The organism is Streptomyces antioxidans (genome assembly GCF_000968685.2).
Lineage (GTDB): Bacteria > Actinomycetota > Actinomycetes > Streptomycetales > Streptomycetaceae > Streptomyces > Streptomyces antioxidans.
The window spans coordinates 110,925-137,507 of the sequence record NZ_LAKD02000029.1; the positions used below are offsets into that span (position 1 = coordinate 110,925).

Annotated in this window: 19 protein-coding genes; 12 read left to right on the plus strand and 7 right to left on the minus strand. The window is 70.9% G+C overall.

Features of this window, described 5'->3' with window-relative positions; genetic code table 11:
- Positions 1-48 precede the first annotated feature (48 nt).
- A complete protein-coding gene (locus VT50_RS12175; protein ID WP_240529139.1) occupies positions 49-2,526 on the minus strand; it encodes a ThuA domain-containing protein in 2,478 nt (825 codons plus the stop codon).
- 222 nt (positions 2,527-2,748) lie between these two features.
- On the opposite strand from VT50_RS12175, the gene VT50_RS12180 reads away from it, so the two are divergent.
- Positions 2,749-3,753, plus strand: coding sequence for a multicopper oxidase domain-containing protein (locus VT50_RS12180; protein ID WP_046085886.1), 1,005 nt, complete (start codon positions 2,749-2,751; stop codon positions 3,751-3,753).
- Between the two features lie 103 nt (positions 3,754-3,856).
- On the opposite strand, the gene VT50_RS12185 is transcribed toward VT50_RS12180, so the two are convergent.
- On the minus strand, positions 3,857-5,065 hold the full coding sequence (locus VT50_RS12185; RefSeq protein ID WP_046085885.1) for a S1 family peptidase: 1,209 nt from the start codon (positions 5,063-5,065) through the stop codon (positions 3,857-3,859).
- 189 nt (positions 5,066-5,254) lie between these two features.
- Entirely contained in the window at positions 5,255-5,974 is a 720-nt protein-coding gene (locus VT50_RS12190) for a FadR/GntR family transcriptional regulator (protein ID WP_046085884.1), read from the minus strand.
- 230 nt (positions 5,975-6,204) lie between these two features.
- On the opposite strand from VT50_RS12190, the gene VT50_RS12195 reads away from it, so the two are divergent.
- Complete coding sequence (locus VT50_RS12195; RefSeq protein WP_046085883.1) at positions 6,205-7,479, plus strand: SLC13 family permease; 1,275 nt, start codon at positions 6,205-6,207, stop codon at positions 7,477-7,479.
- A gap of 57 nt (positions 7,480-7,536) precedes the next feature.
- On the opposite strand, the gene VT50_RS12200 is transcribed toward VT50_RS12195, so the two are convergent.
- From VT50_RS12200 to VT50_RS12210, 3 genes are all read right to left on the minus strand, one after another.
- Positions 7,537-9,954 (minus strand): glycoside hydrolase family 65 protein, encoded by a 2,418-nt coding sequence (locus VT50_RS12200; protein ID WP_046085882.1) that lies wholly within the window; start codon positions 9,952-9,954, stop codon positions 7,537-7,539.
- Between the two features lie 92 nt (positions 9,955-10,046).
- Entirely contained in the window at positions 10,047-10,502 is a 456-nt protein-coding gene (locus VT50_RS12205; protein WP_046085881.1) for a lamin tail domain-containing protein, read from the minus strand.
- A gap of 255 nt (positions 10,503-10,757) precedes the next feature.
- A complete protein-coding gene (locus tag VT50_RS12210; RefSeq protein WP_046085880.1) occupies positions 10,758-11,510 on the minus strand; it encodes an SDR family NAD(P)-dependent oxidoreductase in 753 nt (250 codons plus the stop codon).
- Positions 11,511-11,720: 210 nt separating this feature from the next.
- On the opposite strand from VT50_RS12210, the gene VT50_RS12215 reads away from it, so the two are divergent.
- Positions 11,721-14,324, plus strand: coding sequence for a glycoside hydrolase family 2 (locus VT50_RS12215; RefSeq protein WP_046085879.1), 2,604 nt, complete (start codon positions 11,721-11,723; stop codon positions 14,322-14,324).
- A 57-nt stretch (positions 14,325-14,381) separates the two neighbouring features.
- On the opposite strand, the gene VT50_RS12220 is transcribed toward VT50_RS12215, so the two are convergent.
- A complete protein-coding gene (locus VT50_RS12220) occupies positions 14,382-15,047 on the minus strand; it encodes a TetR/AcrR family transcriptional regulator (protein WP_046085878.1) in 666 nt (221 codons plus the stop codon).
- 232 nt (positions 15,048-15,279) lie between these two features.
- Between VT50_RS12220 and VT50_RS12225 the strand changes: the two genes are divergently transcribed.
- The 9 genes from VT50_RS12225 (at position 15,280) to VT50_RS12265 (ending at position 26,542) form a co-directional block, all read left to right on the plus strand.
- A complete protein-coding gene (locus VT50_RS12225; RefSeq protein WP_046085877.1) occupies positions 15,280-16,887 on the plus strand; it encodes a fatty acyl-CoA synthetase in 1,608 nt (535 codons plus the stop codon).
- Positions 16,888-17,025: 138 nt separating this feature from the next.
- Positions 17,026-18,477 carry an MFS transporter gene (locus tag VT50_RS12230; protein ID WP_046085876.1) on the plus strand — a complete coding sequence of 484 codons (1,452 nt, stop codon included), beginning with the start codon at positions 17,026-17,028 and terminating at the stop codon, positions 18,475-18,477.
- Between the two features lie 418 nt (positions 18,478-18,895).
- A complete protein-coding gene (locus VT50_RS12235; RefSeq protein ID WP_046085875.1) occupies positions 18,896-20,029 on the plus strand; it encodes an LLM class flavin-dependent oxidoreductase in 1,134 nt (377 codons plus the stop codon).
- Positions 20,029-20,517: a GNAT family N-acetyltransferase gene (locus VT50_RS12240; RefSeq protein ID WP_046085874.1), complete on the plus strand. Its 489-nt coding sequence runs from the start codon at positions 20,029-20,031 to the stop codon at positions 20,515-20,517. The genes VT50_RS12235 and VT50_RS12240 overlap by 1 nt, the downstream gene beginning before the upstream one ends.
- Before the next feature lie 177 nt (positions 20,518-20,694).
- Positions 20,695-21,603 carry an amino acid ABC transporter permease gene (locus tag VT50_RS12245; RefSeq protein WP_053048537.1) on the plus strand — a complete coding sequence of 303 codons (909 nt, stop codon included), beginning with the start codon at positions 20,695-20,697 and terminating at the stop codon, positions 21,601-21,603.
- The gene (locus tag VT50_RS12250; RefSeq protein WP_063893212.1) at positions 21,600-22,388 is read left to right on the plus strand and encodes an amino acid ABC transporter ATP-binding protein; all 789 of its coding nucleotides are present in this window, start codon (positions 21,600-21,602) and stop codon (positions 22,386-22,388) included. The genes VT50_RS12245 and VT50_RS12250 overlap by 4 nt, the downstream gene beginning before the upstream one ends.
- A complete protein-coding gene (locus VT50_RS12255) occupies positions 22,385-23,638 on the plus strand; it encodes a dipeptidase (protein ID WP_046085872.1) in 1,254 nt (417 codons plus the stop codon). The genes VT50_RS12250 and VT50_RS12255 overlap by 4 nt, the downstream gene beginning before the upstream one ends.
- A 49-nt stretch (positions 23,639-23,687) precedes the next feature.
- On the plus strand, positions 23,688-24,632 hold the full coding sequence (locus tag VT50_RS12260) for a transporter substrate-binding domain-containing protein (RefSeq protein WP_046085871.1): 945 nt from the start codon (positions 23,688-23,690) through the stop codon (positions 24,630-24,632).
- Between the two features lie 8 nt (positions 24,633-24,640).
- The gene (locus VT50_RS12265; protein ID WP_107424783.1) at positions 24,641-26,542 is read left to right on the plus strand and encodes a CocE/NonD family hydrolase; all 1,902 of its coding nucleotides are present in this window, start codon (positions 24,641-24,643) and stop codon (positions 26,540-26,542) included.
- Positions 26,543-26,583 lie beyond the last annotated feature (41 nt).

Consider the following 26,583-nt stretch of genomic DNA (forward strand, 5'->3'; position numbering starts at 1 on the left):
GCAGCGGCAGCCAGGGTCTGATGGGTTTGGGGCGCCTTCGTTTCACGGTCACTCCGCCTTCCTGGCCAGGTCCTTGGCGAGCGGAGTGGGCTCGCCGCCGTTGTAGGTGATGTGCCACAGCGCCGACTTGGAGTCGGAGGTGAAGAAGCCGCGCCCGTAGTCGAGGACGTAGAGCGAGCCGTCCGGGGCGAACTTCCAGTCCATGAGGTTGCGGATGCCGTTCTCGCCCACCGGGATGATCTTCTTGAGGGATTCGGCGTGCACCGGCAGCCCGCCCTTGCCGACGGTCTTGGGGTCGGTCACCACCGCGTGGCGCGGCTGGTCGGCGTCGTAGAAGTCGCCGACGAACCACTTGCCGTCCCAGTACTGCGGCCATTTGGTGGCGGAGTCACTGGTGGCGTCGTACCCGTAGACCGGGCCGTTCATGGTGGCCTGGCCGCCGCCCTTGAGCCACGGCAGCAGGTACTTCGCCTCCGACGTCTTGTAGCTGGGGATGCCGTTCGCGTCCCGCGGGTAGTCGGGGGCGCCGCCCTGGGGCGAGTACCAGATGGTGTTCCCGGTGATGGGCGGCAGGTTCACCAGACCGTCGTTGTTGGGCGACTCGTTCTTGGGGTGGTCGCAGTCGTACCAGCCCAGCGGCTTGCTGGGGTCGGGCAGATTGCGGTCCCTGTAGGGCTGCTTGTTGCCCATGCAGAACGGCCAGCCGTGGTTGCCCGCCTTGGTGATGGCGGCGAAGGTGTCGTACTTGGCCGGGCCCCAGGTGGTGCTGGGCTCGCCCGCGTCCGGGCCGACCCAGCCCGCGTAGAGGATGTCCGTCTTCTGGTCCACGAAGATCCGTGCCGGGTTGCGCACCCCCATCACATAGATCTCGCCACGGGTCTTAGCCCCGCCCTCGTCGGGCTCCTTCCCGGTGAAGAGATTGCCCTCGGGGAGGGTGTAGGTGCCGTCGTCCTCGGGGTGGATCCGAAGGATCTTGCCGTTGAGGTTGTGGGTGTTGCCCGCGGTGCGGCGGGCGTCGGAGAAGGAGACGCCCTTGTAGTTCGGCTCCGGGTTGTTGCCGGAGTAACCGTCGCTGAACTGGGAGGAGTTGTTGTCCCCGGTGGCGATGTAGAGGTTGCCCTTGGAGTCCCAGGACATCCCGCCGCCCGCGTGGCAGCAGCTGTGGATCTGGACCGGCCAGGAGAGCAGGACCTTCTCCGAGCCCAGGTCCAGCTTGTTGGTCTTCAGGTCCAGGGTGAACCGGGAGATCCGGCGCTCGGCCATCTGGGTGTCCCGGTTGATCCGGGAGTGCGGGGTGTAGTGCAGATACACCCAGCCGTTGGTGAGGAAGTCCGGGTCGAGCTCGATGCCGAGCAGCCCCTCCTCGACCTTGATCAGCTCATCCCCGCCGCCCTTGTTGCCGAAGACGGTCAGGGCGCCCGCGAGCGTCACCTTGCCGGTGGCCGGGTCGTAGACGTGGATCTGGCCCTGGCCCTTGCCGACGTCCGGGTCGTTCCAGTCGGTGACCACGGGCGCGCTGTTGTCACCGCCGCCGCGGCCGATGTAGAGCACCCGGCCGTCCTTGGCGACGACGAGGCCGTGCGGCTCGCCGATCTGGTCGGACTGGCCCGGCTGATTGGGCTTGGTGACGCGCTCGGCCTTGTAGTTCGCGTCGATGGTGGCCTTGCAGTCGGCGCGGGAGAGCCGGGTGGTCCACAGCAGCGCACCGCGCAGATGGGCGCGGAAGTCGGTCTCCTGGAAGGTGGACACCGTACCGCCCATGCCGGTGTAGAAGGAGCGGCCGCCGTCGTAGTCACGGCACCAGGAGATGGGGTGGTCCCAGCCGTTGGCGCCCTCGCCCGGCTGGTAGCTGGACTCGCGGACCCGGGCCACGGTGTGCACCGTGCCGGAGGGGTTGTCCTTCCAGTTGGGCCAGGTGTCCGTGCGCTTCCACTCCAGCGGCAGCTCCTTGGTGGCCGGGTGGACGCGGTCGCCGACCTCCACCACGGCCCGCTGTGCGGTGGCCGGGCTGGTGGCGGCCGGGCGGGCGCCGATCAGCCCGCCGAACCAGTCGGAGTACGGCTCGTTGCGGGCCGCGTCATGGATGCCGAGGAAGCCGCCGCCCGCCTCCATGTACGACTCGAGCCCCGCTTCCTGCTCGGGGTCGAGCACATCGCCGGAGCCGGTCAGGAAGACCACGGCGTTGTACTTGCCGAGCTTGGGCTTGGTGAACACCGAGGCGTCGGCGGTGGCGTCGACGGTGAACCGGGTCGCCGCGGGGCCCTGGTTGCCGATCCGCTCGATGGCCTCGATGCCCGCGTTCACCGTGGCGGGCTCGTCCCCGGCCGAGCCGTGGAACACCAGGACCCGGACGTTGTCACCGCCGGGCGGCGACGGCAGCGTGAGTGGCGCACGATCCTCGGGCCGGGCGCTGGCGGGGGTCCCGCCCAGCAGGGTCGCGGTGAGGGCGCCGAAGAGCAGTGCCGCCACCCCCGCGCGTCTCCTTCGCAGCCGACCGACTGCCAACCCTCGCCTCTTTGAGGGCATTTGATACGGAATGTCCCGCATTGCTCACCCATCCCTCTCACTACCGGAATCACCGCTGAAGGAAGCTAGACGGCTTTTCGCAAGTCGCCAATAGCTATGACCGCAACTCAACGAACTTTGTCCTGAGTGTGGATGAACGGGCGTCCCCCGGCTACCGTGAAAGCACCCCGGGGCATCTGCGCATCGTCAACGGCAGGGGATCCACAGCGATTTGGGAGAACGATGAGCGACGCACCCGGCTTCACCTCCAGACGCGGTCTCAGCAGACGGCTCTTCACCGGCGGCGCGGCCGTCGCGGCCGTAGGACCGCTGGCCCTCACCTCGCCCGCCACCGCGAAGGCGCCGAAGGCCCCGTCCGGCGGGGTCAAGACGGCGGCCGCGGGCGGCACGGTCCGCCATCTCAAGCTCTACGCGGAGAAGCTGCCGGACGGATCGATGGGGTACGGGCTCGAGAAGGGCAAGGCGAGCATCCCCGGTCCGCTGATCGAGCTGACCGAGGGCGACACCCTCCACATCGAGTTCGAGAACACCATGGACGTCACGGCCAGCCTCCATGTGCACGGCCTGGACTACGACGTCGCCAGCGACGGCACCCAGCTCAACCGCAGCGCGGTGGAGCCGGGCGGCACCCGCACCTACACCTGGCGCACCCACGCCCCGGGCAAGCGCGCCGACGGCACCTGGCGCCCGGGCAGCGCGGGCTACTGGCACTACCACGACCACGCGGTGGGCACCCCGCACGGCACCGGCGGCCTGCAGAAGGGGCTGTACGGGCCGGTGGTGGTGCGGCGGGCGGGCGACATCCTGCCGGACAAGCAGTTCACGATCGTCTTCAACGACATGACGATCAACAACAAGTCGGGGCATGACGCCCCCGAGTTCCGTGCCACCGTGGGCGACCGCGTCGAGATCATCATGATCACCCACGGCGAGTACTACCACACCTTCCATATGCACGGGCACCGCTGGGCGGACAACCGCACCGGGCTGCTGCAGGGCCCGGACGATATGAGCCGGGTCATCGACAACAAGATCACCGGGCCCGCCGACTCCTTCGGCTTCCAGGTGATCGCCGGGGAGAACGTGGGCGCGGGCGCCTGGATGTACCACTGTCACGTCCAAAGCCACTCCGACATGGGCATGGCCGGGCTGTTCCTGGTCGCCAAGGCCGATGGCACCATCCCCGGCTACGACCCGCACCGGCTGTCCGCGCACCGCCCGGGGTAGCCGCCGGAGCGACACGACGGGGCGGGCTGATCGGCCCGCCCCGTCGCCTTGTCGCCGTATCGCCTCAGGGGGTGTGCGGCGCGTCAGGCGGTGTGCGGCGCCGTCACGCCGTGTGCAGCCGCAGGCCGTACACCGAAAGGATCTCGTTGACCGGCTGGTACCAGGTCTCCCCGCCGCTTGAGCAGTTGCCCCAGCCGCCCGAGGTCACGCCCTGGGCCTGGTCGCCGCTGATGAACGAGCCGCCGGAGTCACCGCCCTCCGCGCACACACTGGTCTTGGTCATCTCATACACGGCGCCCTGGCTGTAGTTCACCGTCTCGTTCTTGGCCAGGACCGTGCCGCAGTGCCAGTGGGTGGTGGAGCCGGAGCGGCAGATGGAGGCGCCGACCGGGGCCTCGGCGGACCCGCGGACCAGCTGGTCGGGGACGGTGCCCCAGCCGAGCACCACCGGCACGGTCCACCACCCGCTGCCGACGCTGACGTAGGCGTAGTCATTGCCGGGGAAGGAAGAGCCCTGGAAGTTGCCGATGTACGAGCCGTCCCAGCCGCTGACCGAGCCCCCCGACTGGCCGCAGTGCCCGGCCGTGACGAAGCCGCCCTGCACCGAGAAGCCTATGGAGCAGCGGACGTTGCCGGTGTAGTACGGGTCGCCGCCGACCGTGCCGGCGGCGAAGGTGGTCGGCGCCTGGGCGGGGGCCTTCTCGACGGTGACCGGGACGGAGGCCGAGCGCTTCGCCTCGCGGAGGAACGCGCGCACGGCGGCGTCACCCTCGCTCCCCTGCCGGACCCGGACCACGACGGCGCCCGTGCGGGGGTCGGTGCTCCAGCCGCTCACCCCGGCCGGGGCGGCCTGCTTCCGGGCCTTCGCGTCCAGGCGCGCCTTGGCCGCGTCGAGCGCGTCGGCGCTGTGCTTGACGATGCGGGTGGTGGCGCCCGTGGCCCGTACCGATGCGGCCCGCTCGGCGCTGGTGACGCCGACGACCAGCTTCCCGCTGTCCGTGTCGAACCACGAGCCGCCGTAGGAGGCGCCCGCGGCGCGCTTGGCCGTGGGCTCCAGCCGCATGGCGGCGGCCTCCTGGCCAAGCCGCTCCCGCGCCTGGTCCGCGGTCAGGCCGAGGTCCCGGCCGAGCGCGCGGACGAGGGCGGCGGGCTTCGCCGCGGCGGCGCCGGTTGCCGCGTGGGCGGCGGCGGATGCGGCGGGGGCGGCGCCGGATGCGGCGGATGCGGTCGAGAATGCCCCGCCGGCGCCCGAGAGGGCGCCGAGGACGAGGAGTGCGGACAGTCCGGCACGGACAACGGGCTTCCGTCTCATGGAAGTTCCCCTTCTGCTCGGCAGGTGAGAGCGCTTTCACGTGTCGATCGCGCAGAGCCTAGCGAGCCACCGGGGAAAGTCCAGACCAAAGCCATGACCGGTCACGATCGGGCACACCGGTCACGATCGGGCACACCGGTCACGGTTTCGGGCAGACCGGTCACGGTCGGGCAGGGTGCCGCCGCGGACTCAAGGGGCTTCGTCCGGATTCCAGTTGAGCAGCCGCACCTGGGCGACCGTGCGGACATGGCGGCGCATGGCCGCCGCGGCGGCCCTGGGGCGGCGCTCGGCGATGGCGTCCAGGATGCGCTGGTGCTGGGCGAGCGAACGCCTGGGGCGGCCGGGCTGGCGCAGCGACTCCTCGCGGCTCTCGGTGATCTGGTCGGCGATCGAGCGCATGAACTCGGCGAGCAGCGGGCTGTGCGCGGCCGCGGTGACGGCGGCGTGGAAGCGGCGGTCGCCCTCGGCGCCATGGCGGCCGGACTCGATCTCGTCCTCCATCCAGTGCAGGGCCTGCTGGAGGGCGAAGAGGTCATCGTCGGTGCGGCGCTCGGCGGCGAGCTCGGCCAGCTTGGTCTCCAGCGCCTCGCGGGCGTCGAGCACATCGGGCAGCCGGCGGCGGCGCTCCACCAGCCGCTCGACGGGCTCGGTGTCGAGGCTGTCGCGCAGCAGGCACATACCGCCGCCCTGGCGCACCTCGACGAGCCCCTGCACCTCGAGGACGACGATGGCCTGCTTGACGGAGGCGCGGCTGATGCCGAGGCGCTGGGCCAGGTCCCGCTCGGTGGGCAGCCGGTCGCCCGCCTTCAGCCCGCCCTCCGCCACATAGGCGCGCAGCCTCTCCAGCACCTGCTCGTGCAGGCGCTGACGGTTCATCGGGCGCAGCGCGTCCTCGGTGTCCTCGGCCATACGGGCTCCCCCCATCGCGGTTTGTGATGGCCCCAATTCGCAGCGTAGCACCGGGTGGATGGGCGGTGTGGTGGTTGTGCGGCCTGTGGATAACTGGCCAATTGGCTGAGCCAATCTGCCACCGATGTCTTGACGGCACAACCGCCCGGCCCTCACCGTGAGTCAGCCAGCAGGCCACTTGGCCGACCGTCCCCGGTCCCCCGACCGGGTCCCCGTGACGGGAGCGCTCGATGTCCGACGAATTGATCTCGATACTCGTGCTGGTGGTGGTCTTCGTCATCGCCACCACCCGGTCGATCAACATGGGCGCGCTGTCCTTCGCCGCCGCCTTCGGGGTGGGCGAGCTGGTCGCCGACTTCAGCGCGGACCACATCTTCGCCGGGTTCCCGGGCGATCTGTTCGTGGTGCTGGTTGGGGTGACGTATCTGTTCGCCCTCGCCCGGGCCAATGGCACCACGGACTGGCTGGTGCACGCCTCGATCCGGCTGGTGGGCGGGCGGGTCGCGCTGATCCCGTGGGTGATGTTCGCGATCAGCGGGGCGTTGACCGCGATCGGAGCGGTGAGCCCGGCGGCGGTGGCGATCGTCGCCCCGCTCGCGCTCTCCTTCGCCGCGCGGTACCAGATCAGCCCGCTGCTGATGGGCGCCATGGTGGTGCACGGCTCCCAGGGCGGTGGCTTCTCCCCGATCAGCATCTACGGATCGATCGTCAACGGCATCGTGGACCGGGAGAAGCTCCCCGGCAACGAGATCACGCTGTTCCTCGCGAGCCTGGTGGTCAACCTGATCATCGCCGCCATCGTCTTCGTCGTCTGCGGCGGGCTCAAGCTCCCCAGGACCGCCGTCGCCACCGCCGGGGAGGAGCGGGAAGAGGGGGCGGAGGAGGCACCGGCCGACGCGGCGGGCCGCCTCACCCCGGCCCGTATCGCCACACTGGCCGCGCTGGTGGCGCTGGTGGTCGCGGTGCTCGCCTTCGACCTGGACGCCGGACTCACCGCGATCACCCTCGCCGTGGCCCTGAGCGTCTTCTGGCCGGACCACGGAAGGAAGGCGGTCAACGAGGTCACCTGGCCCACCGTGCTGCTGATCTGCGGTGTGCTCACCTATGTCGGGGTGCTGGACGAGATGGGCACCATCGACTACGCGGGCAAGGCGGTCAGCGACATCGGGATTCCGCTGCTCGCCGCCCTGCTGCTCTGCTACATCGGCGCGATCGTCTCCGCCTTCGCCTCCTCGGTCGGCATCATGGGCGCGCTGATCCCGCTCGCCGTTCCCTTCCTCGCCCAGGGCGACATCGGCGCGGTGGGGATGATCGCGGCCCTCGCGGTGTCGGCGACCGTCGTCGACGTCAGCCCCTTCTCGACCAACGGGGCGCTGGTGCTGGCCAACGCGCCGGATGTGGACCGGGACCGGTTCTTCCGGCAGCTGATGGTCTACGGCGGGATCATGGTGGTCGCGGTGCCGCCGGTCGTCTGGCTGGCGATGGTGGTCCCCGGCCTCGGCTGAGCGGAGCGGTCGGCCGAGCGGCACGCAGGGGGCAACCGGCCGCGCGCAAGCGCCGGTTCAGCCCGGTGGCAGCGGCACCCAGTGGGATTCGCCCGGGGCCAGGGTCAGCGAACGGTCGGCGAGCCGCAGCTCGATCGGGCACTCCTCGGAGTCCGGCACGCTGATCCACAGCCGCCCGGCCCGCACCCGCAGCGCGACGCCCCAGTGGCCGCGGTAGCGCATCGAGAACCGGTACTCGGAGAGACCGGACGGCCCGGGCAGCGGCACCGGGTCAAGCCACAGCGCGTCCTCCCGGGTCTCAAGCCCGGTCAGTCCGCGCTGCACCAGATCGAGGGTGCCGCCCATGGCGCCGAGGTGGATGCCCTCGCCGGTGGTGCCGCCCTGGACGTCCGCCACATCGCCGAGCAGCGCCTCCTGGCAGTGCCGCCACGCCTCGGCCCGGCCCGCCCGCACCAGCACCCAGCCGTGCACCAGCTCGCTGAGGGTCGAGCCGTGGCTGGTCCTGGACAGGTAGTACTCCACCGTGGCCCGCCAGATGTCGTCGTCCAGGGCGTAGCCGAGCCGCCGGAAGAGGCCCGACAGCTCGGCGGGGCCGAAGAGATAGCCGAGCATCAGCGCGTCCGCCTGCTTGGAGACCTGATAGCGGTTGACGGAGTCGCCTTCGGACTCCAGGATCCGGTCCATCCGGCCGATGTCGCCATAGCGGGCGCGGTAGCCGTCCCAGTCGAGCTCGGCCAGCTCCTCGTAGCCGTCGAACTGGCTGATGACGCCCTGGTGGAAGGGGACCAGCAGCCGCCGGGAGACGTCCTCCCAGCGCTCCGGCTCCGCGCGGTCCAGGCCCACCCGCTCGAACAGCGTGCGGCGGCGCGGCTCGGGCAGCGTGCGGGCGAGCTCCAGGGCCCGGTCGAGCACCCAGGCGGCGGTGACGTTGGTGTACGCGTTGTCGTCGATCCCGGGGCGGTCGGCGCCGGGGTAGCCGTCGTGGTACTCATCGGGCCCGACCACCCCGCGGATGCGGTACCGGCCGAGCTCCGGATCGAGGACCGCCGTATCCGCCCAGAAGCGGGCGATCTGCAGCAGCATCTCCGCGCCCTTGGTGTGCAGGAACTCGGTGTCGCCGCTGGCCTGGCAGTACTGCCACACGTTGTACGCCACCGCCGAGCCCACATGGTGCTGCAGCCGGGAGTTGTCGGGCAGCCAGCGGCCCGAGCTCGGGTTCAGGTGCAGGGTCTGGGTCTCCTCGCGCCCGTCGCTGCCGCTCTGCCAGGGGTACATCGCCCCGGCCCGCCCGGTGTCCGCGGCGGCGCGGCACGCCTGGGGCAGCCGCCGGTGGCGGTAGTCCAGCAGGGCCCGGGACACCTCGGGGAAGTGGAGGTTCAGATACGGCAGTACGAACAGCTCGTCCCAGAAGACGTGTCCGCGGTACGCCTCGCCGTGCAGGCCCCGGGCGGGGACGCCCACGTCCAGCTCCGCGGTGTGCGGCGAGAGCGTCTGGAGGATGTGGAACAGGTGCAGCCGCAGGATGTGGCCCGCCTCGCCGGGGACCTCCAGCGCCGCCTCGCGCCACAGGTGTTCCCATGCGGTGTGGTGGGAGGCGAGCAGCTGCCCGAACTCCGGCGCCCGGGCCACCCCGTCGAGGGCGGCCTGGGCCGGATCGCTGATCGCGGGGTCCTTGGAGGTGTAGAGCGCCACGGTCTTCTCGACGGTGACGGGGGCGTCCGGGGCGAGCGGCACGGCCAGGGTGCGCATCGCGGCGCTGTGGGTGAGCCGCTGCCCGGTGCCGGTGGGCGTCCCGCCGCGCACCGCCAGGGTGCGCGCGGCCAGTGCCACGCGCACCTCGGAGCTGGTGGTGCGGCAGCTCAGCCATACGGTGTCGGGGCCAGCGGCGCCGGTGCGGTGGTCGGTGAGGTGGCGTCCGGCCAGCGCGTCGTAGCGGGCCACGCCGGTGTTGGCCACGGCACCGTCGAGCCCCGACTCCAGCTCGACGGTGCCGGACCAGCCCTCGGCCCGGAAGGTGGTGCGCAGGGCCGCCAGGTGCGGGTCCCCCATGTGGACGAGGCGCTGCTGCTCGACGTGGAGCACCCGGCCGTGGCCGCAGCTGAACCGCAGCCGCCGCATGAGGGTGCCGTGCCGGAGGTCGAGGGTCTGCCGGTAGCCGGTGAGTTCGTCCCCGTCGGGGGTGAGCCAGCCGCCGGGGCCCGCGGGCCGGTCCGGATCGCGGACGCGGTAGCGCAGCGGCAGCCAGTTCGGCAGGTTGACCATGTCCTCGTTCTCGACCTGGCGCCCGCCGACCACCGAGGTCAGCCGGTTGTAGCAGCCCGCCACATAGGTGCCGGGGTAGTGGACGTCATCGGCGGCCGTCTCGCAGGCCGCGCCCCGGGTGCCGACATAGCCGTTGCCGAGCGTGCACAGCGACTCCCGCAACCGCTCCTCGCCGGGCTCATAGCCCTCGTACTCCCACACCCAGTCCGACACGGCCGCTCACCGGCTCTCCTCCTCGACCCCTCCCATTGTGGGCCGGGCCGCAGGACTTCACCGCCTGCGCCGCGCCCCCGCGCGGCGCGCCCTCAGCAGTTCTTGTAGTCGACCCGGCTGTTGTTGTACGAGCAGGTGTCGACCGTGGAGCCGCCGGTCTTGCGGAGGGTGGCCTTGTCGCGGTCGTTGTTCCAGACGTACGCCCGGCGGTCCTGGTACTTGGTGGCCGAGGTGTCGTTGCCGGAGCCGGTCCGCACGGTCACGGTCTTGCCCGCGCCGAGGGTGTAGCCGGGGAAGGTGTACTTGTGGTTGCTCGCGTCGACGAGCACCCAGCCCTTGAGGCTGACCCCGCGCGAGGTGGAGTTCTTGATCTGGACGTACTCGCCGTTGAGGCTGGCGTTGCTCCGGCTGTCCGTGCCGGGAGAGTCGTAGTAGATCTTGGAAAGGTGTACGGATCCCGCGGCACCGGCCGGTGTGGCCGGGTACAGCAGGGCGAGCGCGCAGCCGGCGGCGAGCGCCGCGCCGGTGCGGGCGGTGTGTGTGGACATGAGTCCCCCCTTGCGTTGGTGCGTGGTGGAGCTGTGGAAACGCAAGACGGACGGGCGACCGCGTCCGAAGATGGTTTGGAGTCAGCGAGCTGGCTCCTTCGGCGCGGCCGTCCGTCCGTCTTCCCCCCACCTGTGTGGAGGACCAGGGTGGACCACGGCCGGAATGCGGCGGGAGGGCTGCGCGGCCCTCGCTCCAGGGCCGTACGGCCCTAGCGCGCATCCCGTTTCCCGCCCCGGGTGCGGGGTGAGGCCGGGTCAGCGGCCGTACTGCGCGCCGCCGTTGATGTGCAGCACCTGGCCGGTGACATACGCGGCCTCCGGGGAGGCCAGATAGCGGATGGCGGCCGCGATCTCGACGGGCGTCCCGGGCTGTCCCGTGAGGGTCTGCCCGATCTGCTGGGCGATGAACTCGGGGGTGCCGCGCTCGCCGAAGAACTCGGTGTCCTCGACATAGCCGGGGGCCACCGCGTTGGCGGTGACGCCCTCCGGGCCGAGCCGCCTGGCCAGCTCGAAGGTGTAGGTGTGCAGGGCGGCCTTGGTGCCGCCGTACGACCCCGGGCCGCGCAGCGCGGCGACCGAGGAGAGGTGGACGATCCGGCCGCCGGGCCGGGTGAGGTGGGGCAGCAGCGCCTCGGTGAGCAGTACGGCGGTCAGCACATTGGCCTCGAAGTTCCGCTGGTACTGACCGGCGATGCCCTTGAGGGTGCCGTCGTTGGAGGGTGCGACATTGCCTCCGGCGTTGGTGACGAGGACATCGACATCACCGCCCCCGCCGTCCGCGGTGATGAACTCGGCGGCGCGCCGGGTCTGCTCCGGGTCGCTGAGGTCCGCGCTGGTCCAGGTGACCAGCCCGGCGCCGTGGGCGGCGTTGAGCTTGTCCGCCGCGGCGCGCAGCACCTCGGCGCGGCGGCCGAGGATGACCACCCGGTCGCCTTCCGCGGCGAAGGTCTCCGCGGTCGCCAGCCCTATGCCCGTACCGCCGCCCGACACCACGATCTGTCGCCCCATCACGGGCCTCCTCAGTGCAGCTCGTTGAATATCAGTCACATCTATGAACCGCACGCTAGGGAGAAAGCGCATTCTCGTCAAGGCTCGGCATCCAACAGCCGTGCTGTTGCCTTGCGTTCACTATTGACAGGTTCTGTTGGAGCTGGCGCAATGGCGGCGCCCCACTTGTCCCAGCAGCAGCCACTAGGGCTGTTCCAGCAAGGAGGACATGTGCGTTTCCGTTCATCTTTCGCCAGATCCGTGGTCGCGACCGTGGCCTTGGCGCTTGGTGCGCTCGGTCTGCTGACCGCGCCCGGTCCGGCCGCGGCCGACACCCCCTCCGACGACCCCCCGGTCGTCCATGGCCTCCGCGGCGACTACTACCTCCAGTCCGCCCCGGGGGCCTTCGACTTCCACGAGCTGAAGGCCACCAGCCTCGACCCCGCACTCGACTTCGCCAATCTGGATCCGCGGCTGCAGGCCACCACCGGACGGTCCGACGACGTCAGCGTCCGCTGGACCGGCCAGATCACACCGGAGCGCTCCGGCGCCCACACCTTCTCGATCACCGCCGACAACGGCTTCCGGCTGTGGATCGACGGCGAACCGGTCATCGACCACTGGGTGGACGACTGGGATCAGGAGCAGACCTCCCAGCCCGTCGAGCTCACCGCGGGCAAGGCGTATGACATCAAGGTCGAGTACTTCGAGCACTACGGCGGCTCCAACTTCCATCTGTCCTGGACCCCGCCGGGCGCGGCCAAGGCGCCCGTGCCCGCGTCCGCCTTCCGGCTGCCCGCCGACTTCGACTACGACGGCCCGGTGGCCAGCGCCGTCCAGCCCGACGGCCGGACGCTGCTGCTGGACTTCGCCCGGCCCCTGACCGCTCCCCCGGCCGATCTGGTGTCGCACCTGTCCGCCGTCATCGGCGGCGCGGAGTGGCCGCTCGGGCGCGTCCGGCTGGACGCGGCCGATCCGTCCCGGCTGCTGCTCTCCCTGAAGGAGCCGGTGGTGGGCCGCGGCGGCGAGGCCGTGGTGCGCTACGACGGCGAGGGCGGTCTCGAGGACGGCGACGGCGCCATCGACCCGTATGTCTCCTTCGGCGGTAACGAGTCGACGTACCAGCTGAGCACGCCCTGGGCCAAGGACGTCGGCCCGGACAACGCCCACCCCGAGTACCCGCGCCCCCAGCTGACCCGTGGTCAGTGGCGCAACCTCAACGGCAGCTGGGAGTTCGCCGCCGCCAAGAAGGGCCAGAAGCCCCCGGTCGGGCAGCGGCTCAAGGAGCGGATCCTGGTGCCGTACCCGGTGGAGTCCGAGCTCTCCGGGGTGGAGCGCCACGAGGACCGCATGTGGTACCGGCGGACCTTCACCGTCCCGGACGGCTGGAAGGTCGGCGACGGCAAGCGGTTGCGGCTGAACTTCGACGCCGTCGACTGGCAGGCCGAGGTGTATGTGAACGGCACCCGGGTGGCCGGCCACCGCGGCGGCTACGACCGGTTCAGCGCCGATGTCACCGACGCCCTGCGGCCCGGCCGCACCCAGGAGCTGATCGTCGGCGTCTACGACCCGACGGACGCGGCCGACGGCGAGAACCCGCCGATGGGCAAGCAGCGCCTCGACCCCAGCGGCATCTTCTACACCCCCTCCTCCGGGATCTGGCAGACCGTCTGGATGGAGCCGGTCGCCAGCGACCACGTGGACACCCTCAAGCTCACCCCGGACGTTCCGGGCAAGGCCCTCACCGCCGAGGTCCGCGGGGTCCGGGACGGGGTCCCGGTCACCGCGACCGCCTACGACGGGCGGCGCGCGGTCGGCACCGCCACCGGGCGCACCGGAAAGCCGCTGACCGTCCCCGTGCCCTCCCCGCATCTGTGGTCCCCCGACGATCCGCATCTGTACCGGCTGAAGGTGAGGGTCGGGCGGGGCGCCTCGGCGGACCGGGTGGAGAGCTACTTCGGCATGCGGAGCATCGCCGTCAAGGAGGTGGACGGCAAGCGGCGCACCGTGCTCAACGGAAAGCCGGTCTTCTCCATGGCCACCCTCGACCAGGGGTTCTGGCCCGACGGCCTGCACACCGCGCCGACCGACGAGGCCCTTGCGTACGACCTGAAGATGCACAAGAGCATGGGCTTCAACTCGGTGCGCAAACACATCAAGGTCGAGCCCGACCGCTGGTACTACTGGGCGGACCGGCTGGGCCTGATGGTGTGGCAGGACATGCCCGCGATGAACACGGTCACCCCGTCCGAGAAGGCGCAGGCGCAGTACGAGCACGAGCTGAAGCGGATGATCGACCAGCACATCAGCAGTCCGTCGATCACCACCTGGGTGACCTTCAACGAGGGCTGGGGCCAGTACGGCGGCCCGAAGGTGCCCGAGCTCGCGAAGGGCTGGGACCCCACCCGGCTCATCAACGGCGCCAGCGGCTGGAACGACACCGGCAACGGCGACCTCGCCGATATCCACGCCTATCCAGGGCCGGGCGATCCGCGCCCGGACGCCTCACGGGCGGGGGTCACCGGCGAGTACGGCGGCCTCGGCCTGGCCGTCCCGGGGCATGCCTGGCCCGTGCAGCACACCTATGTCGGCGTGGACAAGGACCAGTACACCGATGAGTATCTGAAGCTGCTGGACAAGGTGCGCGGGCTGGTCGCGTGCAACGGCAGCAGCGGGGCCGTCTACACCCAGATCACGGATGTGGAGGGCGAGCTCAACGGGCTGCTCACCTATGACCGCAAGGAGATCAAGCCCGATGTGAAGCGGCTGCGCCAGGCCCATCAGGCGCTGATCCGCGACGCGGCGGACCCGGCATCCATGGAGTGCACCGGCTAGCCGCACGGCTCGGCCCATGCTGATGACCCGCTCCGGGGGCGCGCCCCCCGGGGCGGGTCATTGCGCCGCCAGCGCCTCGACGGCGGCCACCGTACGGTCCACCACCACGTCGTACAGCCTGCTCTGGGCCCGCGGCAGCCGCGCCAGCAGCGGGGCCACCGCCTCCCGCTCGTCCTGGGGGTACCGGGCCAGCGCCTCGGCCAGGGCATCCAGCTTGTGGGCGGAGACCGGGCCCCGGTGGGTCTCGTAGACCGCGTGGCCGATGACGGTGGAGCCGATGAGGGCCAGGGCCAGCGCGAGATCGTCCTCGGTCAGCTTCAGGGGGCGCAGCATCCGGGCGAGCGTGACCATGGAGGAGATCCGGGCGGGCTGCTGGGTGGCGGCCATATAGGGGAGCAGCTGGCGGTACGGCAGCAGATACTCGCGGCTGCCGTGCATCCAGGCGCGCAGCCGCTCCTGCCAGGTGTCCCCCGGCGGGTCCTTATGCTGGCCCTCGGCCAGGACGCGGTCGGCGACGGCCTGCAGGAGGTCATCGCGATCGGGGAAGTAGCGGTAGAGCGCCATGGGGGCGGAGCCGACCGCCTCGGCGACCCTCTTGACGGTCAGCGCGGTCTCCGGCTCGCGGACCGCGAGCTCCGCGGCGCTGCGGACGATCTGCTCACGCGACAGACGGGGTGGGCGCCCGCGTCCCCTGCGGACGGTCCCCTCCGCGGTGCCGGCCATCCGGTGTCCTTTCGCTCGCCCCCGTCGTGCCAGGCCCCAAGGCTACGCAAGGCCGCTCGGGCGCCGCTCGTGGCCGTACGGCACGTGGAACCCGGGGCCGTACGGGGCCGTGGGCCTCGTGGCCGCTGACACCGTGAGCAGTCTCGTCGCCGTCCGAGACCTTGAACGCCGCCCCGCGCCGTGTCAGCGTGACGCCCTGTCCGGCCCGTCCGAGCCCCCGGGAGACCTCACGATGACCGCATCCGACCTGCCCGTGGACATCGTGCGCGCCCGCCGCCACGGCATCGCCGATCTGCTGGCCCGCACCGCGGCCCGGCTGCCCGCCAGGACGGCGGTCGTCGAAGGCCCGCTGCGCCAGACCTACGGCGAGCTGGACGCGCTGGTGAGCCGGACGGCCGGGGCCCTGGCGGTACGCGGCATCGCCCGGGGAGACCGGGTGGTGCTCTTCGCCCGCAACTCCCACGGCTTCGTGGTGGCGTACTTCGCGCTGGCCCGGCTGGGCGCGGTGTCGGTGCCGGTCAACTTCATGCTCACCACGTCCGAAGTGGCGTATGTCCTGGACCATTCGGGAGCGGTCGGGATCATCGCGGGTGCGGATCTGCTGGATGTCGCCGAGGGCGCGCTGGCCGAGGCCGCGCCGCCCCGGATCGCGCTCCGCGCGGCCCTGGGAGGCGGGCGCGAGGGGTGGGAGGACTTCGCCGCGCTGGGCGCGGAGCGGGGGCATCCGGTGCCCGATCCCGCCCTGGCGGACGACGATCCGGTACAGCTGATGTACACCTCGGGGACCGAGTCGCGCCCCAAGGGCGCGATCATGACGAGCCGCAATCTGATCGCGCAGTATCAGACGGCGATCGTGGACGGCGGGATGTCGGCCGACGATGTCGAGATCCATGCGCTGCCGCTCTACCACTGCGCCCAGCTGCACGCCTTCCTCACCCCCGACATCCAGCTGGGCGCCACCTGTCTGGTGCTGCCGGGTCCGGACCCGGCGACGCTGCTGGCCACGATCGAGGCGGAGCGGGTGACCAAGCTGTTCGCCCCACCCACGGTGTGGATCGCGCTGCTGCGCCATCCGGAGTTCGCGACCCGCGATCTGTCGTCGCTGACGAAGGGGTACTACGGGGCGGCGCCGATGCCGGTCGCGGTGCTGGCCGAACTGCGCGGGCGGCTGCCGGGGCTGGCGCTCCACAACTTCTACGGCCAGACCGAGATGTCCCCGATCGCGACCGTGCTGGGCCCGGCCGACCAGGAGCGCAAGGCCGGTTCGGCGGGGCGGGCCGCGCTGAACGTCGAGACGCGGGTGGTGGACGAGGCGGACCGGCCGGTGGGGCCGGGCGCGGTCGGCGAGATCGTGCACCGGGGCCCGCACACCATGCTCGGCTACTGGCGGGACCCCGAGCGCACCGCGGAGGCGTTCCGGGGCGGCTGGTTCCACAGCGGCGATCTGGGGGTGCTGGACGAGGAGGGGTTCCTGACGATCGTCGACCGCAAGAAGGACATGGTCAACAGCGGTGGGGAGAACGTCTCGGGGCGTGAGGTGGAGGAGGCCGTCCACGCCCATCCGGCGGTCGCCGAGGTCGCGGTGTTCGGGGTGCCGCATCCGTACTGGATCGAGGCGGTGACCGCGGTGGTGGTGGCCAAACCGGGCCATGAGGTGACCGCCGAGGAGATCGTCGCCCACTGCCGGGCGCGGCTCGCGGGGTTCAAGGTGCCCAAGTTCGTCCGGCTCGCCGGGGCGCTGCCGAAGAATCCCAGCGGCAAGATCCTCAAGCGGGAACTGCGGGAGATCTACCGGGACACGGCCGGGGAGCCGGGCGGCGACCGGGGCGGCCATATTTGACGTACCTGTTACGCAAAATTATGCGACACTGCTGCCGCACTCTCGACACCGCTGCGGCACCGAAGCGAATCGGCCCTGCCCCGACGAAGGACCACCGTGACCTCCTCATCTCCGACCCCCGACGCCCCCGAAGCGGCGATGACCGCCCACCCGCCGCGCTCCGGTCCGGTGGTCGCCGTCCTGGCGTTCGGCGGGATCGTCGTCTCCCTGATGCAGACCCTGGTGGTGCCGCTGGTCCCGGACCTTCCCGGGCTGCTGCACACTTCGGCCTCCGACGCCTCCTGGGCGATCACCGCGACGCTGCTCGCCGGTGCCGTGGCCACCCCGGTCCTCGGCAGGCTCGGCGATATGTACGGCAAGCGGCGGACGCTGCTGCTCAGCCTGTCGATGCTGGTGGTCGGATCGGTGGTGTGCGCACTCTCCGACACCCTCACGCCGATGATCGTCGGCCGGGCGCTCCAGGGCTTCTCCGCAGGCGTGATCCCGCTGGGCATCAGCATCATGCGCGATGAACTGCCCGCCGAACGGCTCGGCTCGGCGATGGCCCTGATGAGCTCCTCGCTGGGCGTGGGCGGCGCCCTCGGCCTGCCCGGGGCCGCGGTGCTGGCCGAACACGCCGACTGGCACGTGCTGTTCTGGGTCTCGGCGAGCCTGGGCACGGTGGTGATCGCGCTGGTGCTGGCGCTCGTACCGGAGTCCCCGGTGCGCGGCGGCGGGCGGTTCGACCTGGTGGGTGCCGTCGGACTGTCGGCCGGGCTGCTCTGTCTGCTGCTGGCCATCTCCAAGGGCGCCGACTGGGGCTGGGCGAGCGGCGCCACCACCGGGCTGTTCGCCGCGGCGGTGGTCGTCCTGCTGCTGTGGAGCCGCTGGGAGCTGCGGGTGAGCGGGCCGCTGGTGGATCTGCGCACCACGGTGCGCCGTCAGGTGCTGCTGACCAATCTGGCCTCCATCGTCATCGGCTTCGCGATGTTCGGGATGTCGCTGGTGCTGCCGCAGCTGCTGCAGATGCCCGAGGCCACGGGGTACGGACTGGGCCAGTCGATGATGACCGCCGGTCTGTGCCTGGGCCCGTCCGGTCTGGTGATGATGGCGATCTCCCCGCTGTCCGCGCGGATCACGGCCACCTCGGGCCCCAAGACATCGCTGATGCTCGGCGCCGGGGTGATCGCCGTCGGCTACGGCACGGGCATCTTCCTGATGGACGCCGTATGGCAGATCGTGGTCATCTCGTGTGTGATCGGCGCCGGGATCGGCTTCGCGTACTCCGCCATGCCCGCGCTGATCATGTCGGCGGTGCCGGTGTCCGAGACGGGCGCGGCCAACGGCCTCAACACCCTGATGCGGTCCATCGGGACCTCCACCGCCAGTGCGGTGGTCGGCGTCGTCCTCGCCCATATGACCACCGCGTTCGGACCCGTCCAGCTCCCGTCCCTGGATGGCTTCCGCACCGCCTTCGCGATCGGCGGCGGGGGCGCGCTGCTGGCGCTCGCGGTCGCCTCGCTGCTGCCGGGCCGCCGTCCTGACCGGCTCACGGCCACCCCGGACGCCCCGGAGCGGCCCGGCACGGCGGAGCCGGTGGCGGGCCGCTGACCTACGGACTACCGGGGTGCCCGGTGACAAGGGCTTCACCCCGGACCCCCGAGGTCCGGGGTGGAGCCCCAGTTGTTGGAATACGGGGGTTTTGTCGGGACAGGACGCATACGGGCCATCATCTGGACAGCGGTTGACGGAACGGGCCCCCGCGGTGCTGAATGATGCGAGTGAGGACTGAGCTGCCCCTGGTCACCCGCGACCACATCGACTTCGGTCGGGTGTGGTCCGCCTCCTGTTCCGGCTGACCCGGCAGCGGGCCGTCCGACCGGCCGCCCTCCTCTGATCCAGGGCCCTCGCCCGTCGCTCCCCGCGCCCGACGCGCCGTCAGCCCCGGCACCGAAGCCACTCTCCGGGGCCCACGGCGCTTCCCGCGTTCCCCCTTCCCCGGCTTCTCCGCCCTCCGAAAGGTCACCCCATGCCCGTGGAGTTCCTCGGCATCGCCGCCACCAACGACGGCTCCGAGACCGGGCCGCGCTCCGGCGCGGCCTTCGACAAGGAGTACACCCTGCGGCTCGCCCGGGCCCATGAGGACCACGGCTGGGACCGGGTGCTGTTCGCCTACGGCTCCGGATCGCCCGATCCCGCGCCCGCCGCCGCGTACATAGCCGCCAGTCTTGACCGGCTCCAGCTCCTGCTGGCCCACCGGCCCAACGTCTCCTATCCGACATACGCGGCGAAGACGTTCGCCACGCTCGACCAGATCAGCGACGGCCGGTTGACGGTGCACTTCATCACCGGCGGCAACGACCACGAGCAGCGGCGCGAGGGCGACACCCACACCAAGGACGAGCGCTACGCGCGCACCCGCGAGTACATACGGATCGTCAAGAAGATCTGGACCACCCATGAGCCCTTCGACCACGAGGGCGAGCACTACCGCTTCCACGACTTCGTCAGCGACGTCTTCCCGGTCCAGCGGCCGCGCCCGGGCGTCTCCTTCGGCGGCTCCTCCCCCGCGGCCTACGCGGCCGGCGGCGCCGAGGCCGACATCTACTGCCTGTGGGGCGAACCGCTGGAGCGGACCGCCGAGCAGATCGCGGCGGTGAGGGCGGCCGCAGCCGCGGCCGGGCGGAGCGATGTGCCGAGGATCCAGGTGGCGTTCCGGCCGATCATCGCCCCGACCGAGGAGTTGGCCTGGGAGAAGGCCCACCGCACGGTGGACGCCATCCGCGCCCGCAAGGAGCGGGGCGAGGCGACGACCGTGCGCCACCACCGCAGGGGCGCCCCGGAGAACACCGGTTCACAGCGGCTGCTCTCCATCGCCGAGGCGGGCGAGCGCTACGACCGGGCGCTGTGGACCCCGACCGCCGCCGCCACCGGTGGCGCGGGCAACTCCAACGCCCTGGTGGGCACGCCGGAGACGGTGGCGCAGGCGCTGCTGGACTACTACGACCTGGGCGTGGACATCCTCTCCGCGCGCGGCTACGACCTGCTGGGCGACGCGATCGACTTCGGCCGCCACGTCATCCCGATCGTCCGCGAAGAGGTCGCCAAGCGGGACGCCGAGCGCGCGGCCCGGGGCCCGCAGACCCTCGCGGCGGTGCGCTGATGACCTCCGTGGCCGAGCCCCCGCCCCAGCTGACGGTGGTCGGGGTGACCGTGGACGATCCACGGGTCGAACCACTGCTGCGCGAGCTGGCGCATGAGTACTCCACCCGCTACGGCAGGGCCGCCGACAGTGAGCTGAGCCGCTATCCGGCCGAGGAGTTCGCCCCGCCGCAGGGGGAGTTGCTTCTGCTGCTGGAGGGCGGTGAGCCGGTCGCCGGGGGCGCCTACCGGCGGTATGACGAGCGGACGGCGGAGCTCAAGCGGATCTGGACGCACTCGGGCCACCGGCGGCGCGGGCTGGCCCGCCGGGTGGTGGCGGAGCTCGAGCGGTCGGCCGCCGAGCGCGGCTACGGCCGGATCTACCTCACCACCGGGCCCCGCCAGCCGGAGGCGCGGGGGCTGTATCTGGCCACCGGCTACACCCCGCTGTTCGATGTCTCGGCCGACCCGGAGACCATCGGCCCGCTCCCGTTCGAAAAGGGGCTGTAGGCCCGGCGGAGCGCTCTCCGCCAACGCGCGTCAGTCCGTCCGCCCGGCCGCTCCGGGTGGACGGACACATTCCCCCGTTTACGGTTGACCGTTCTGTGTCAACTGTTGCGGGGCGCCGGTGGGTGCGGTTTTAGGATGCGGTAATTCTGCCGCGACCCGACCGTCCGAAGGCATGCCATGACCAAGGTCCTGAACGTCGATGCTCTACCCGAGCCGTCCGTGCTCAAACGCGCGAAGCGACGGCGTCCCGGACTTCTGGTGGCCAATGCGATCGTGCTGGTACTGGCCGCGATGGCGGTGACCACGATATTCACCAACCCTCGTTTCGAGTGGGAAACCGTCGGCAAATACTTCTTTGAGATCCGGGTACTGAAGGGCATCGGGGTCAGCCTGGGAATGACCGCGGCGACCATGGCGCTCTCCTTGGTGAGCGGCACGATAGTCGCGCTGATGCGCATGGGCGATTCCCGGCTTATGTCCACGGTCGCCGCAGCCTTCATCTGGGTTTTCCGCAGCATTCCGATGCTGGTGCAGCTGCTTTTCTGGTACAACCTCGCGGCACTCTTTCCGACGCTGTCCCTCGGCATTCCCTGGGGGCCGCGTTTCGTCACCTTCGATTCGAACAGCGTCATCGGTCCGCTGACCGCCGCGATCATCGGCCTGACCCTCCACGAGACCGCCTACATCGCCGAGTTGATCAGGTCCGGGCTGCTGGCCGTGCCCGATGGACAGCACCAGGCGGCGTCCGCGCTGGGACTGACGCCGGCTCAGATCTTCTTCCGCGTCACCCTTCCCCAGGCGCTGCGGGTGATCGTCCCCCCGATGGGAAATGAGCTGATTTCTCTCCTCAAGGCCACCTCCCTGGTCAGCGTGATCACCCTGGCCGACCTGCTCTACTCGGTGCAGCTGATTTACGCCAAGAACTTCCAGACGGTTCCCCTGTTGATCGTGGCCGCAATTTGGTACATGATCATCACCGGCGCCATTACTCTTCTGCAGCAGCGCCTGGAGCGACGTCTGGGACGGCACACCCTCATTTCGGCCGACAAGGCCGGGAAAGCGAAGAGGATCGAGCACTCGGTATGACCGCGGCATCGCAAATGAAATCGCAGGCCATCGTCTCCCTGCGCGGGATCCGCAAGTCGTTCCGCGGCACCGAGGTACTGCACGGCATCTCCCTGGATATCCACCGGGGTGAGACGGTCTGCCTGATCGGTCCCTCCGGATCCGGAAAGAGCACCCTGCTGCGCTGTGTCAACCACCTGGAAGTGCCCGACCAGGGCGTGGTGGTGGTCGACGGCAGCGTGATCGGCTACCAGTTGCGCGGGCGCACCCTGCATGAGCTGGGCGCCCGCGAACTGGCCGCCCAGCGCTCGGCGATGGGCATGGTGTTCCAGAGCTTCAATCTGTTCCCGCACCTCACCGCCCGCGAGAACATCGTGGAGGCCCCGCGCCGGGTGCTCGGGCTCTCCAAGGCCAAGGCCGACGCGCGGGCCGTGGAGCTGATGACCCGGGTGGGGCTCGCCCACAAGCTGGACAGCTATCCGGACAAGCTCTCCGGCGGCCAGCAGCAGCGGGTGGCCATCGCCCGCGCGCTGGCCATGCGGCCCAAGGTGATGCTCTTCGACGAGCCGACCTCCGCCCTGGACCCCGAGATGGTGCAGGAGGTGCTGAGCGTCATCAAGGCCCTGGCCCGCGACGGCATGACGCTGGTCGTCGTCACCCATGAGATGCGCTTCGCGGGCGATGTGGCCGACCGGATCGTCTTCATGGACGACGGCCGGATCGTCGAGCAGGGCACCCCGGACGCGCTGCTGCGCGCTCCCGCGCACGAACGGACCCGCACGTTCCTGTCGAAGGTCAGCCCATGAGCACCGAACTCCCCCTGCCCGCCAAGACCGCCCGCCGCCTGGAGCTGTGGGACTCCTACCGCTCGTACCAGTACCTGGAGGCCGGGGAGGACTACCGCGCCTTCGAGCTGGCGCCCGCGCTGGGCCGGGTCCCTGGGTCCGCACTGACCTGGAGCCGGGAAGTCGAGGTCCGCGCGCGGGACTTCGAGGAGCGCCATCCGGTGGTCTCCGCCCATGACCACCTCTCACTGCGCCCGGCCGACCCGGGCGACTTCGCCGCGTACCGCCGCCAGGGCCGGGAGTCGATCCCGTACGAGGGCATCGCCCACTCGGGGGTGGACCTGTTCTTCGACGGCGGCCCGGCCGCGGTCAGCATGATCCGCTCCCATGCCCCCTGGGACTGGGACGACACGGTCAGCGATCTGGCCATGCGCCGGGCGGACCTCGCCCATCAGCGGCTGGTGGCGCCCGTCCACACCCTCGAGGAGGCCGACCGGGCGCGGGCCGGGCACCAGGTGGGGGTGGTGCTGACCCTGGAGTCCGCCTCCCCCATCGGCAATGACGTCGACCGGCTCGATCTCCTCTACGGCCTGGGCGTACGGCTGCTCGGCCTGGTCTACAGCGAGAGCAACCAGCTGGGTTCGGGGCTGGCCGACACCGGGGACACCGGTCTGACCCTGCTCGGCCGCCGGGCGCTGCGCCGGATGAACGACCTCGGGATCATCGTCGATGTCTCGCACAGCGGGGACGCCACGGCCCTGGACGCCGTGCGCCGTTCCACCGCCCCCGTGGTGATCACCCATGCCGGGTCCCGGGCGCTGTGGCCGACCCCGCGGATGAAGCCCGACGATGTGATCCGGGCCTGTGCCGGGTCCGGCGGGTTCATCGGCGTCGAGGCGGCACCGCACACCACCATCACCGCCCGGCACCCCCGGCACGGCCTGGACTCGGTGATGGAGCACATCGAGCGCTGTATCGATCTGGTCGGCATCGACCACGTGGCCTTCGGCCCGGACACCAACTTCGGCGATCACACGGCCTGGCACCGTACGTTCGCCCCGCTCTTCGGCAAGGACGACGCGCACGACGGCAAGGCCTCCGAACTGCCGCCGCACGAGGAGGTCGAGTACGTACGGGGCTGTGAGAACCCCGCGGAGGCCGTCGGCAATATGATCCGGTGGCTGTTCGACCGCGGCTACTCCGAAGCGGACGTGGCGAAGCTGGCCGGGGGCAACGTACGGCGCGTCGCCGAGACCGTCTGGGGCCACTGACCGGTCCCCGCCCTCCGCACACCCCCCACCTCCCCGAATGGAGCCCTCCATGCGCAACCGTCCCCATGTCGCCGTATGCGCCGTGCTGGCCTCGCTGACGCTGGGCCTGTCGGCCTGCTCGGTGGACGACACTCCCAACGACGGCAAGGACAGCCAGAGCGCTCCGGCGGTCACGCTCGCCCCCGAGCCCAGGGACGCCGCGCTGGCCGGGGAGGTGCCCACCGCCTACACCAAGAAGACGCTGATCATGGGCGTCAGCGAGTACGCGCCGTATGTCACCTTCGAGTCCGACGGGAAGATCACCGGGCTGGTGCCCGAACTGGCCGCGCAGCTCTCCTCGTTGCTCGACATCAAGATCAAGGTGGAGCGGACCAACTTCGACGCGGTCATTCCGGGGCTGAAGTCCGGCCGGATCGACCTCAGCGCGCCCTCCGGTGACTTCACCGAGCGTCAGAAGGAGGTGGACTTCGCCGACTTCGCGCAGAGCAGTGTGACGATGATGGTGCTCAGGGACGGTTCCTTCCGTCCCAAGAACGGTCTCGAGGTCTGCGGCCACAAGGTCGGCGTCGAGAAGGGCGCCGGAACCCAGAACGTGCTCGCGGCGCAGAACAAGCGGTGCGCCGCGAAGGGCAAGCCGTCGGTGGACGTGAAGCTCTACACCGATCTGCCCGCCGCCTCGCTGGCGCTGCAGAGCAAGCGCGTGGAGGCGGTGGCCGCGCCCAGCGCCTCCAACACCTCGGTGAGCCAGAACTCCCACGACCGCTTCGAGACGCTTGAGCTCAAGGACATGCTGGACCTGCCCGCCGCGACGGCCATCTACGGCATCCAGGCCAAGAAGGACTCCGGGCTCGCGCCCGTGATCGTCAAGGCGATGCGGAAGCTGTACGACTCGGGCACCTACGCCAAGATCTTCGGCCAGTGGGGGCTGCCGCTGTCCACCGTCACCCGGGACCAGATCGTCCTCAACGGATCCAAGCAATCACAGACCCAGTGAGATCTTCCATGGCACAAACCAGTCAGACCGAGACGACCGGCGGCAGAGGGCGGGCGGCCGGGGAGGAGTCCGCCCGCCCGCTGGACGAGCGGGTGTGGCGACGCACCCTGCGCGTCCCGATGCGGGACGGGATCGTCCTGGCCGCCGATCTCTTCACCGACCAGGAGCGGCCGGGCCCCCGCCCGGTCATCCTGGAGCGGACCCCGTACGGCCGCCGGCGGTCGCGCGACTCCGACCGCAGCCGCCACGACGAGCCGGTGCCGACACCGGAGGAGACCTCGGCGTTCTTCGTCCGCGCCGGGTACCACGTGGTGCGGCAGGACTGCCGGGGCCGCGGGGACTCCGAGGGCACCTTCGTGAAGTACCTCGGCGAGGGCCCCGACGGGGCGGACACCATCGACTGGATCGCCGCCCAGCCCTGGTGCGACGGCCGGGTGGCCATGATGGGCGTGTCCTACTCGGCGCACGCCCAGACGGCCGCCGCGGCCGAGTCCCCCGCCGGGCTGGCCGCGATGTTCATGGACTCCGGCGGCTTCGCCAGCGCCTACGAGGCCGGGATGCGGATGGGCGGCGCCTTCGAGCTCAAGCAGGTCACCTGGGCCTTCCGGCACGGTGAGGAGAGCCCGGAGGCGGAGCGGGACCCGCTGGTGCGCAAGGCGTTCGCGGGGACGGATCTGCGCGACTGGTTCACCGTGCTGCCCTGGCGCACCGGCGTCTCACCGCTGCGCCAGGTGGACAGCTACGAGCGCTATCTGCTCGACCAGTGGCGGCATGACGCCTTCGGGGCGTACTGGCGCCAGCCGGCCATCTACGGGCGCGGCCACTACGACCGCTTCCCGGACGTGCCGACGCTGCACATGTCGAGCTGGTACGACCCGTATGTCCGCTCCACCATCGAGAACTTCACCGCCATGGGCCGGCTCAAGCGGTCCCCGGCGTATCTGGTGATGGGGCCGTGGAAACACGGGCTGCGCTGTGTCACCTTCGCCGGTGATGTGGACTTCGGGCCCGCCGCGACCCTCAGCGGCAATGTGGACGCCTCGTACCTGTCCTTCCGGCAGCGGTGGTTCGACGCGGTGCTGGGGGGCGGCGATCCGGAGTCGATCCCGCGGGTGCAGTACTTCCTGATGGGCGGCGGGGACGGACGGCGGGACGGGGCCGGGCGGATGCGGCACGGCGGCCGCTGGCACACCGACACCCAGTGGCCCCCGGCCGGGACCCGGGAGACCGCGTACTACTGCCACCCCTCGGGCGAGCTGAGCCGGGAGCGGCCGACGGCGACCCGGGCCTGGGTGGAGTACGACTTCGACCCCAACGACCCGGTGCCGACGCTCGGCGGCCAGGTCACCTCGGGCGAGCCGGTGATGGTCGGCGGCGCCTTCGACCAGGTGCCGGACGAGCGGTTCTACGGTGCCCGGCCGCCGTATCTGCCGCTGAACTCCCGGCCCGATGTGGTCTCGCTGGCCACCCCGCCGCTGGAGGAGCCGCTGGTGGTGGCCGGGCCGGTCACCGCGCGGCTGTTCATCTCCTCGTCCGCCCCGGACACCGACTTCACGGTGAAGCTGGTCGATGTGCATCCGCCGAACGAGGACTATCCGCACGGCTTCGCGATGAACCTCACCGAGGGCATCTTCCGCTGCCGCTTCCACCAGTCCTTCGAGCGCCCGGAGCCGCTGGAGCCGGGCGAGGTCTACGAGATCGAGATCCCGGCGCCGGACACGGCCAACCGCTTCGAGGCCGGGCACCGGCTGCGGGTGGACATCTCCTCGAGCGACTTCCCCCGGTTCGACGTCAACTCCAATACGGGGATGCCGGAGGCGGTGAGCCGCCGCAAGGTGGTGGCGACCAACCGCGTCCACATGGACGCGGACCGCCCCTCGGCGGTGCTGCTGTGGACCCAGCCGGGCTGACCGGCACGCCGACCGGCCCGGCTGACGGGCGGTCGCCGCAC

Coding starts and splice junctions, on each gene's coding strand:
- VT50_RS12175 (WP_240529139.1), bottom strand. CDS start 2,526: ATGCCCTCAAAGAGGCGAGGGTTGGCAGTCGGTCGGCTGCGAAGGAGA.
- VT50_RS12180 (WP_046085886.1), top strand. CDS start 2,749: ATGAGCGACGCACCCGGCTTCACCTCCAGACGCGGTCTCAGCAGACGG.
- VT50_RS12185 (WP_046085885.1), bottom strand. CDS start 5,065: ATGAGACGGAAGCCCGTTGTCCGTGCCGGACTGTCCGCACTCCTCGTC.
- VT50_RS12190 (WP_046085884.1), bottom strand. CDS start 5,974: ATGGCCGAGGACACCGAGGACGCGCTGCGCCCGATGAACCGTCAGCGC.
- VT50_RS12195 (WP_046085883.1), top strand. CDS start 6,205: ATGTCCGACGAATTGATCTCGATACTCGTGCTGGTGGTGGTCTTCGTC.
- VT50_RS12205 (WP_046085881.1), bottom strand. CDS start 10,502: ATGTCCACACACACCGCCCGCACCGGCGCGGCGCTCGCCGCCGGCTGC.
- VT50_RS12210 (WP_046085880.1), bottom strand. CDS start 11,510: ATGGGGCGACAGATCGTGGTGTCGGGCGGCGGTACGGGCATAGGGCTG.
- VT50_RS12220 (WP_046085878.1), bottom strand. CDS start 15,047: ATGGCCGGCACCGCGGAGGGGACCGTCCGCAGGGGACGCGGGCGCCCA.
- VT50_RS12225 (WP_046085877.1), top strand. CDS start 15,280: ATGACCGCATCCGACCTGCCCGTGGACATCGTGCGCGCCCGCCGCCAC.
- VT50_RS12230 (WP_046085876.1), top strand. CDS start 17,026: ATGACCGCCCACCCGCCGCGCTCCGGTCCGGTGGTCGCCGTCCTGGCG.
- VT50_RS12235 (WP_046085875.1), top strand. CDS start 18,896: ATGCCCGTGGAGTTCCTCGGCATCGCCGCCACCAACGACGGCTCCGAG.
- VT50_RS12240 (WP_046085874.1), top strand. CDS start 20,029: ATGACCTCCGTGGCCGAGCCCCCGCCCCAGCTGACGGTGGTCGGGGTG.
- VT50_RS12245 (WP_053048537.1), top strand. CDS start 20,695: ATGACCAAGGTCCTGAACGTCGATGCTCTACCCGAGCCGTCCGTGCTC.
- VT50_RS12250 (WP_063893212.1), top strand. CDS start 21,600: ATGACCGCGGCATCGCAAATGAAATCGCAGGCCATCGTCTCCCTGCGC.
- VT50_RS12255 (WP_046085872.1), top strand. CDS start 22,385: ATGAGCACCGAACTCCCCCTGCCCGCCAAGACCGCCCGCCGCCTGGAG.
- VT50_RS12260 (WP_046085871.1), top strand. CDS start 23,688: ATGCGCAACCGTCCCCATGTCGCCGTATGCGCCGTGCTGGCCTCGCTG.
- VT50_RS12265 (WP_107424783.1), top strand. CDS start 24,641: ATGGCACAAACCAGTCAGACCGAGACGACCGGCGGCAGAGGGCGGGCG.